We start from the raw sequence: 8,526 nt of genomic DNA, 5'->3' as shown, positions 1-8,526 counted from the left end.
CGCTTGATCGAGGCGGAAGCGGAATTGGCGAAAGTCGATCTCAAGCAGAAATTCAAACTGAAACTCGACCTGAACACGATCCGATTAGACCTGATTGGCAGCGGAAAGAAAGAGGACCAGACCACCTTTTTGCAGCTGTTTAACGCGGTCAATCAACGAGGTCCCATTGCGGCCCTTCCCGATCTCTCCGTCGCGTTTGATAATGGTGACGTCTTATGGCTGCGGGGTTACTGCCATTTTATCGCCGCGTTCTGCGACATGATCCTGGCCTACGATCATCAGCGCCTCTTTGATCATGTGGGACAGTTGATCTACCCTCGACACATTTCCTCGGAGCCTATTACCGAACCGTTGGATCTTGTCGGAGGTAAAGACCAGACCTGGCAGTTCATGGATCTCATCACCGCCATCCACTTGCTGAACCTGCCGCTGAAAGAGCCCCCCCGGATGGAATCCGCGCGACAACACCTGCTTGAAATGATTCGAATGTCGCGCGAATCGTGGGCTCTGATTCAGGCCGAGACCGACGACGATCGCGAATGGTTACCAAACCCCAAACAAAAGGGCGTATTGCGGGTTCCGGTGACCCGGGAAATTATTGATGGCTGGCACGCCGTCCTGATTGAAATGGAAGAACTCCTGGAAGGTCGCAAACTCGTCCCTTTCTGGCGGGACTACGCATCAGTGTTCGGCGGGAACCGCGAAATTCCGGATGGAACACGAGGCATCAATCTAAAGCGCGTCTTCGCCGAACCGCGAGATTTTGACCTCATACTGCTGATTCAGGGATCGGGTGTCCGGCCCTACCTCGAACGGGGACCCCTCTCGACTCCAGAAACCTGGGAGAACCTGGGCCGCGTCTTCCGGGGCCAGTTTTTTGGTTTTGCTGCGTGGTTTAACTAGCGACCAAAAGAAAAGAAACTTGACCACGGATCACGCAGATGTCACGGATCAGGCGATAACAATAACAACAAAACGGACCTGGAATTTCTCGTTTTAAAACCGTGTCATCGGAGTCATCTGTAGTTGCCCGTTTTTTTGACGGAGGAACGATCAGGGCGACGAGAACCCCTCAGATCGATTTGTGGAAGGTACTCACATGGCGATCATTCTGTTGCTGGGCATCATCGCTTTCGTCATCAGCCTGCAAATCCTGTCAACGTATGCAACGGTGGTTTATACCGCCCCCTTCGCCCTGCTGTCCTTCATCGTATGGGTTTCCCATCAACGGTGTACGAGAAAGGCGATCGCAGCGGCGATCGGCGCAGCGATTCCCATCGCACTGTTTCATTGCTTGTTTCTGTACGACATCTGGGTTCGATTGCCGGGTCAAGGAGGAGGAGCGAATATAGGACTCGGTATCCTGCTCGTCTATCTGATGCCGTGTTTCGTGGTTATATCAATGGCGACAGGATGGGCCTTGGGCCGCAGAGGTGAGCAGGTTCCCCGTGAATGAGCGGACTGCTGGCAATGAACTTGAGCGGCCCCATGGGCGGGGTAACATGCAGCAAATCATACGGAAGAGTGAGCTGTTCCTGCGTATCGATGTTCTTGAACACCGCTTCCTTGGAATCTGGCCGGACCTCGACCAGTTCGTGGCGGAATCGGCAGTCAATTTCCTTGCGGGCCGCGACCTCCTCCAGCGTGGCTCGGTACGGTTCGACCGCAAAAATGTGTGGCAGTGCCGACGCAAAGGTAATCTTCGTCTTGTCCCGGACACCGGCCTCGCGAAATCGGTCGTCAGCCAGGTACATGATCTTTTGCGGCGCTCCCCCACACTTCACGGCTCCCGAGGGATTGGTGAACACGGCGTTGCCCCCCCGAAACGAGCGAATGGCTTCCCAGGTCGAATCGACGGTCGCATACGAGTAGTTGCTGCACACTCCACCCTGGCCAACTGATTCCTTCAAACCCGGAATCTTGTCCCAGTTGATCTGGATGCCCGCTCCCACGACCAGCCAGTCATAGGTGATCGTCTTGCCATCTCGAGTTCGAAGCATGTTCTGATCGGGAAAGAACTCTGCCACTGCATCCCGGAGCCAGGTCACGCCGCGCGGAATCACCGACCTTTCCCTACGTTCGGTTACCGTTTTCTTCGCCAGTCCGGCTCCCACCATCGTCCACAGCGGTTGATAATAGTGCGTGTCGGACGGCTCGATGACCGCCACGTCGCGGCGACGGAACCAGCCCCGCGTTAACTGCGCGGCGACGGTGATACCTGCTGTGCCGCCGCCGACAATGATGATCTGATGGTAAATGATTTTGGACATCGGATGACTCCTGTTTCGATTGTCAAGCAATGAGGTTTCGCAGGATGACAAACGCGGCGACCGCGAGAATGGCGATTACAAACACTTTCTGGAGCATGGGACCGGACAATCGCCGACCGATCCGCTGACCTGCAAACAGCCCGGCGATCCCACCAGCGACGAATAACGCTGTCACGACCGGATCGATCACCCGACCAGCCCACGCTTGAGCAGCGACGCCGGACACACTGACCAGGGCGATGACCATCAGAGACGTACCGACAGCGCGATGGATGGACATCCCGCTGAACAGGACCAGGGCAGGGACAATCACGAATCCGCCGCCGACTCCGAAGAGTCCCGACAGGATTCCCGTCAGCACCCCCACGATGAGCAGCAGCACGGTACATCGTGAGGTCAGGATCAATGCCCCGGTTGCATCCCGCCGACACGTGGGGCCATCCTCTTGATCCGGAACCGGACAAACCGCGGGAGGAAGAACCGGATGGGATGCCTGTTGCCAGAGTCGCATGGCGACGATCACCATTAAGCCCCCAAAGGCCAACAGAAGAATCGCTTCGGGGATCCGGCTGGCGATCCAGGTTCCCAGGGGGGCACCGACCATTCCGGCGATGGCGAACAGCAGTCCGGTCCGCAGTTCGACTTCTCCGAGTTTCCACCGATGAAGAAAGCCAATGAAAGACGTTGCCCCCACTGCTGCCAGCGAAATCGCGACTGCTTCACGTGGATTCAGGTTGAGTCCATAGACCAGCAACGGAACCGCGAAGATCGCCCCGCCGCCACCGGTCAGCCCCAGTGAGAGTCCAACCACCGCTCCGAAGATCAAGCTCAGTGGTGCCATAATGTGTTCCTGACTCTCGTCAACTTTCCGCTCACGCGTTCTTTGTTTGACTGACCGTCTCCGACTCCACGGGAGCCGACGGATGATTCACCGACTCGCCACATGCACCTCTCAGGACGGCGATCCGTTTCCAGACACCAAATCCGAAGAGAGCTGGGCCGATGACGACGCAGAGTGGACAGGTCACCCCGGCCACGAGGGCGGTGCCCGTTCCCACCGCTCCCAACCCAGCGCCTAGTGTCATGCAGGAATTCGCTTCTCGGAGTTCCGTATTGCGGGCTGTTTCCGTTGTGTTCGTCATTGGAATCTCTCCCAGAGGGCGTTCACGATCAGCCAGACGATTGCCAGCCCCCAGACAATCAGGCACGGGGAACAGATACCCGTCCGACAGGTCCCAGTTTTGCAGGTCGCTTCCGTGGTTGTGGGAATGGTGCTGGAATCCAGCACCTTGTTGTGTTGTCCTGCGTTCATGAGTTCGCTCCTTGACCTGGAGTGTGAAATGGGTGGGGAGATCACTGTGCGTACGCCTCGTCTCAATTCAACCGGGTCACCGGGAGTCCGGCCCCCAGCCAGGCGTTGTATCCACCGGACATGTTGGTCACGTCGAAGCCTGCCCGTTGCAGGATGCTCGTCGCAATCGCCGAGCGTCCACCGGCCTGACATTGCGCGACGACTGGACGTGTGCGGTCGATGGTCTCAATCTCACTCAGCAACTTGCCCAGAAATCGGTGCTCGGCACCGGCGATGTGTCCCTCCTGGAACTCGGTCGCCGCACGCACGTCCAACAGCTTGACCTCCCCGCTGGCGATTCGTTCTTTCAGTTTGTCTGGAGTTTCGGAGCGGTACGACTCGGTCCGCAGGCCCGCCGCTTTCACGGCGGCCGCATCGAACGAACCACAGACATTGTTGATCCCGATTGAACGGAGCCTGTTCAAGACCTCGGGCAACGCTGAGGGCTGGGCAACCAGGTGCAGCGGTTTCTCGTAGTCCACAATAAACCCCGCCCATTGAGCGAGCATGTTTAAGGGAATATTAATCGTGCCGGGAACGTGGCCTGCGGCGAACTCCGCGGATGGCGCGACATCAATCGTCTGTCCGCTCAGAGCAATTTTCGGCAGCAGATCGGACGCGGGAGATTTCACCGGTGTGAGGTTTCGCACCAGTTCCGGCCCCTCTTTGTTGACCCGCTTCATCACCGCGAAGTAGAACGGCGTCTCCGGTTGATCCGCCAAGATGTAATCCACAAACTTCTGCTCGTCTTTGAACTGCAAGGCGGGATTGAACAGCCTCTCATAGCCGACCGTGCTGGATGGGATTGCGCCCAGTCCTTTACCGCAGGCGCTACCCGCCCCGTGCGCGGGCCAGACCTGAAGATGGTCGGGCAGATCGAGGAACTTCCGCATCGAGTGATACAGCTGTCTTGCTCCTGTCTCGGCACTCCCTTTCACGCCTGCTGCCGTCTCCAGCAGGTCCGGGCGACCAATCGAGCCGACGAATACGAAGTCGCCAGTGAAGATTCCCATCGGGACATTTGCTCCACCCCCTTCGTCGGTCAGCACATAGGAGACGTGCTCCGGGGTGTGCCCCGGAGTGTGCAGCACTTCCAGCTCCACCTTGCCGACCCGAATCACGTCACCATCTTTGACGAGTTGTGAGTTGTGTTGATCCGCGAACTGATACTTCCAGTCGGCGGGACCTTCGTCGGAGAGGTAGAGCTTCGCACCAACGCGGTCGGCCAGTTCTCGGGAACCCGACACGAAGTCGGCGTGAATGTGTGTTTCAGCAGATGCGGTGATCCGCAGTCCTTCAGCCGCAGCGGCTTCGAGATAGGGTTCCACGTTCCGGCCGGGATCAATCACAATCGCCTCACCGGTTCGCTGACAGCCAACCATGTAAGACGCGTGAGCCAACGATTTGTCATAGAAGTACTTGAGGAGCATGATTTTCGTCCTTCAGAAGTGAGGCTGTGACGTATGACTCGAGTTATGCGGCCAGTTACCCGCAGCACTTTTTCGGTGGGGCACACGCGGCCCCGCTACCTGTCACCTTTGTCGGTGAGGACTTGGGCAGTTGATTCCAGGGCATCCGGGCGAGCAGCATGCCCATGCCACAGGTATCTGTGATCCCTGCGAAGGTGAGCCCTGCTCCGACGAACGCGGACAGCCCGATCCAGTACGGGCTGACGAAATACCCCAGGACTGATCCCGTCAGCACCATGAGTCCCGCCGCGATGCGAACCTGCCGTTCCAGGGAGATGGTTTTTTTCCCGCGAATCACAGGCAATCCCGCCTGTTCCCAGGCCTGCGTGCCCCCGTCGACGTTCATGACATTCGTGTACCCCGCTGCCAGGAATTTCTCGCACGCCTGCTTGCCACGACTGCCCGATCGACAGATGACGTACAGGGGTGCTGTGTCGCTGTGACCGGCAGCGAACTGTGCGGCGTTCAACTGATCGAGCGGGGCATTCCGGGCACTGCTCACATGGACTTCGCGGTACTCGACTGGCGTCCGCACATCGATCAACTCGACTGCAGCGCCGGAGTCGATGAGATCGGACAACTTCTGAGGGGCGATCGTAGGAATGCTCATGATAGGTTCCTTCTGGTAAGTGTTTATTTCAAAAGATCGAGATATCGGAACTTGACGACATGATTGGCAAAAAAAAGAGGCGGTTAGCTGGCGACGGCTTTGTCGAAACGCTCCACAATGCACGTCATGATATTCTTCAAATGCGGTTCCACGACCCGGTAGAAGACTTTCCGTCCATCTTTCTGGCTGTCCAGGAAGCCGCACCGCTGCATCAGTCGCAAGTGCTCAGACGCCATGGCCGTAGGCAAATCACAGCTTTCGGCCAATTCACCGACGGTGTAGTTTCCCGACAAGAGCATCTGGATCATCCGCAATCGATGAGGATGGGCTAGCACGCGAAGGCACTCCGCCGCTTCCCCGAGCGCGTCCAGTTCGGTCAGTCGTGATTCAGCATTTGCCATGGGGCTGGTCCTCTCTTGTGTTGGTTAAATATATCGGAATGTTCCGAACTATCAAACAGTTTTTCGCGCGACGGTCACGGATTTTTTCAAAAGCACCTCCGAGCAACCATCGTCCTATGTTTGCCTGACATTGGCGGGTAGTTGCGGTTGTTGCGTCGAACCGTGCCAATGCGCGCCCACCACGAGGATCAACAGATCGGCCGATGCTGGCAGAGCCGATTTCGGACAGTGGGACTTCTCGCTGAAGCCGCACTCGTCGCTTGTGCTGCGGACATCGATCTGAACCCGATTCGCGCGGCGAGGGGGGCTCGACTGGAGACTCCAGACTCCACTTCAGTCCAACGTCGGCGTCAAGCTCAGCAGACTGAACCAGAACCCCAGAGATCGCCAACCCCGGCGGTGGTCCTGCAGCGAAAAGAGATCACATCCGCAACTCCGCCAGAAAGACCAACAACACGGCAACGAAGCATCGATCGACCGCCGATCGATTTCTGGCCCCATAACCGCTCGACGAGTGGAACGGCAAGACTGGTCCCGTCGCCCACCGTACTCGAGCCCGTCGCAGCGACAAAGGCTTCCTGCCGCTGACGCAGGAAAACTAAGTTCTAATCGATTGGAAGGCTGCGCTGTTCCTGTGCCTGAGTCTTTGGTACGTAAACTAGAACAGAGTCTTCCGAAAATCGTTTGACGTCGCCCAGTCTTGAGGGAGGCTTCGATGCGCAGTTGTACTGCCCTCCGCTAAGACTCGCTGTGTCGAAGAAGTCGCTGTCAAAAAGGTGAGGGAGGAAAGATCAAGATGTTGATACCGAGGAGAGAAGCGGGGATCCGGCTGGCCAAGTTGGCCAGCCCCTGGCCAGTCGGTGGCCAGTCCCATGTGCTGCAAGGATTCCGAGTTATGTGCTTTTGAGAGGGGCTGGCCAGCTGGCCAGGTGATTTAATGTAGATCCACAACAGGAAGTGTTCACTTCGCCTCTTTGATCGGGGTGGCCAACTCAATGCAATTGGAATGAAGTGGGCTGGCGCCTGGTTCCATGCGTTTTCCGGTTGATTTCGAAACCGATGGAGAGTCAGTCCCCCCTTTTCACCAGAGCCCCAGGACGACGAGGCGTGCTCGTTTGGACAGCGGCGAATGTCTCGAGCTGAGGCCGCGCTGAGACACTGAGGAGGCCTCGACGGAAGGTAGACGAAGACCCGGGACCGATCGATCTCTTCCAATGAAAGACGACAGAGGGGAAGTTGGACAGAAAGACGAACTCAGTCGATTGAGACTGGGCAAAGAGGCCGTCCCCTCGAGAATCCCCGGCTTTGATGTCGGAATGACAGGACGGCTATTGGACCTTTTCTGGGATGGCGTGCAAGCTGAGTTTCTATGTCTCTCGATTTTCAAGACCGTTGATCAAACCCGATAGCATGCGCGAAATCTCTTCAAGCTGAGACTTGAGTTCGGCATGTTTGGACTCGTCGATCAGACCTCGACGTTTGGCGAGCTCAAGTTGAGGGACACATTCTTGGACGGAGCCTCGTGCGATGCCGAAAAAATGTTTGCGATCCGCTTTGGTAAAGCGGCCGTTCCCTTCGGCGATGTTGGATGAAATCGATAACGCGGCTCGGTTGAGTTGATCGACGAGGAAACCGTAGCCGCGTTGAAACTGTTCCGTAACGACGCAAACGGAGTCCGCGAAGTCGACGGACTTCTGGTAGACCAGCAGCTTCTCGAAAGCAAAGGTCATGAAGGTCCCCTGACAAGGAGAATTTGCTGGATGCTGCGGAAGAATGCCAAACAGCCAAGAGAGTAGTGAGTAGAAAGTAGACCGAGCAGATGGGAGAAAGTAGTCCACCGAGCTGGAAAAGTACCTCGTTCGCAAAGCGAAGCCACTCCGATCTTGGTCTTTTCTACTCTCTACTTTCTCCCATCTACTCTCTATTTTTGTGGCCTAAGGGCCAAAAAAATCGGGATGACAGGATTTGAACCTGCGGCCTCTACGTCCCGAACGTAGCGCTCTAGCCAAGCTGAGCTACATCCCGTTTTTGTGCTGGTCGATACGGTTCTGAGTATATTTTGGGCTTGGAATGTCGGCAAGCGAATCGTTGGTTGTTCCGGGGCTGGGGCGTTAACATCCGTTCGGCTCCTCTCCCTGTTGCCGGGAGCCGGTTGTCACCTGCTTGACGAATTTTCCTTTGCTTTTCCAGACAGATGCTGATGCCTGCTGATATTCAAGATGCTGATGCCCGACAACGACTTGCGAAGCTGCCTCCTCTCAGTTACGGGCCGCTCACCCTGTCGTCCCGATACCTGCTTTCGCCCTTGGCGGGGTACACGAACCTGCCGTTTCGCCGGATTGTCCGTGAGATTGGGGGCGTGGGGTTGGCGACGACCGATCTGGTGAATGCGCGCGGGCTGCTGGATGGGAGCGGGAAGACTCTG

Annotated in this window: 10 protein-coding genes, 1 tRNA gene and 1 pseudogene; 3 read left to right on the top strand and 9 right to left on the bottom strand. The window is 57.0% G+C overall.

The genetic code is table 11. The annotated features are described in order from the left end of the window. Positions 1-903: hypothetical protein (locus VGE80_RS12345; RefSeq protein WP_440592880.1), on the top strand; the 903-nt coding region annotated here is incomplete at its 5' end. Between the two features lie 196 nt (positions 904-1,099). Further along, the gene (locus VGE80_RS12340; protein ID WP_373652131.1) at positions 1,100-1,456 is read left to right on the top strand and encodes a hypothetical protein; all 357 of its coding nucleotides are present in this window, start codon (positions 1,100-1,102) and stop codon (positions 1,454-1,456) included. On the opposite strand, the gene VGE80_RS12335 is transcribed toward VGE80_RS12340, so the two are convergent. The 9 genes from VGE80_RS12335 to VGE80_RS12295 form a co-directional block, all read right to left on the bottom strand. Then, positions 1,395-2,270 carry an FAD-dependent oxidoreductase gene (locus tag VGE80_RS12335; protein WP_440592879.1) on the bottom strand — a complete coding sequence of 292 codons (876 nt, stop codon included), beginning with the start codon at positions 2,268-2,270 and terminating at the stop codon, positions 1,395-1,397. The genes VGE80_RS12340 and VGE80_RS12335 overlap by 62 nt on opposite strands. A 22-nt stretch (positions 2,271-2,292) precedes the next feature. After that, positions 2,293-3,111, bottom strand: a complete 819-nt coding sequence (locus VGE80_RS12330) for a sulfite exporter TauE/SafE family protein (RefSeq protein WP_440592878.1) — start codon at positions 3,109-3,111, stop codon at positions 2,293-2,295. Positions 3,112-3,142: 31 nt separating this feature from the next. Beyond that, a complete protein-coding gene (locus VGE80_RS12325) occupies positions 3,143-3,412 on the bottom strand; it encodes a hypothetical protein (protein WP_373652128.1) in 270 nt (89 codons plus the stop codon). Continuing rightward, on the bottom strand, positions 3,409-3,582 hold the full coding sequence (locus VGE80_RS12320; protein WP_373652127.1) for a hypothetical protein: 174 nt from the start codon (positions 3,580-3,582) through the stop codon (positions 3,409-3,411). The genes VGE80_RS12325 and VGE80_RS12320 overlap by 4 nt, the downstream gene beginning before the upstream one ends. 62 nt (positions 3,583-3,644) lie before the next feature. Beyond that, the gene (locus tag VGE80_RS12315) at positions 3,645-5,051 is read right to left on the bottom strand and encodes an MBL fold metallo-hydrolase (protein ID WP_440592877.1); all 1,407 of its coding nucleotides are present in this window, start codon (positions 5,049-5,051) and stop codon (positions 3,645-3,647) included. A gap of 55 nt (positions 5,052-5,106) precedes the next feature. Beyond that, positions 5,107-5,700 (bottom strand): rhodanese-like domain-containing protein, encoded by a 594-nt coding sequence (locus VGE80_RS12310; protein ID WP_440592876.1) that lies wholly within the window; start codon positions 5,698-5,700, stop codon positions 5,107-5,109. An 83-nt stretch (positions 5,701-5,783) separates the two neighbouring features. After that, the gene (locus tag VGE80_RS12305; RefSeq protein ID WP_440592875.1) at positions 5,784-6,101 is read right to left on the bottom strand and encodes an ArsR/SmtB family transcription factor; all 318 of its coding nucleotides are present in this window, start codon (positions 6,099-6,101) and stop codon (positions 5,784-5,786) included. 1,367 nt (positions 6,102-7,468) lie between these two features. Then, entirely contained in the window at positions 7,469-7,831 is a 363-nt protein-coding gene (locus VGE80_RS12300; RefSeq protein ID WP_373652123.1) for a four helix bundle protein, read from the bottom strand. 220 nt (positions 7,832-8,051) lie between these two features. Beyond that, positions 8,052-8,126, bottom strand: a tRNA-Pro gene (locus VGE80_RS12295). A 175-nt stretch (positions 8,127-8,301) separates the two neighbouring features. Between VGE80_RS12295 and VGE80_RS12290 the strand changes: the two are divergent. After that, positions 8,302-8,526: pseudogene (locus VGE80_RS12290) on the top strand (hypothetical protein); the annotation flags it as partial.

The organism is Schlesneria sp., from assembly GCF_036405755.1.
Classification (GTDB): Bacteria; Planctomycetota; Planctomycetia; order Planctomycetales; family Planctomycetaceae; genus Schlesneria; species Schlesneria sphaerica.
Note: the sequence above shows the minus strand (reverse complement) of the source record. Positions and strands in the feature narration are given on the sequence as shown.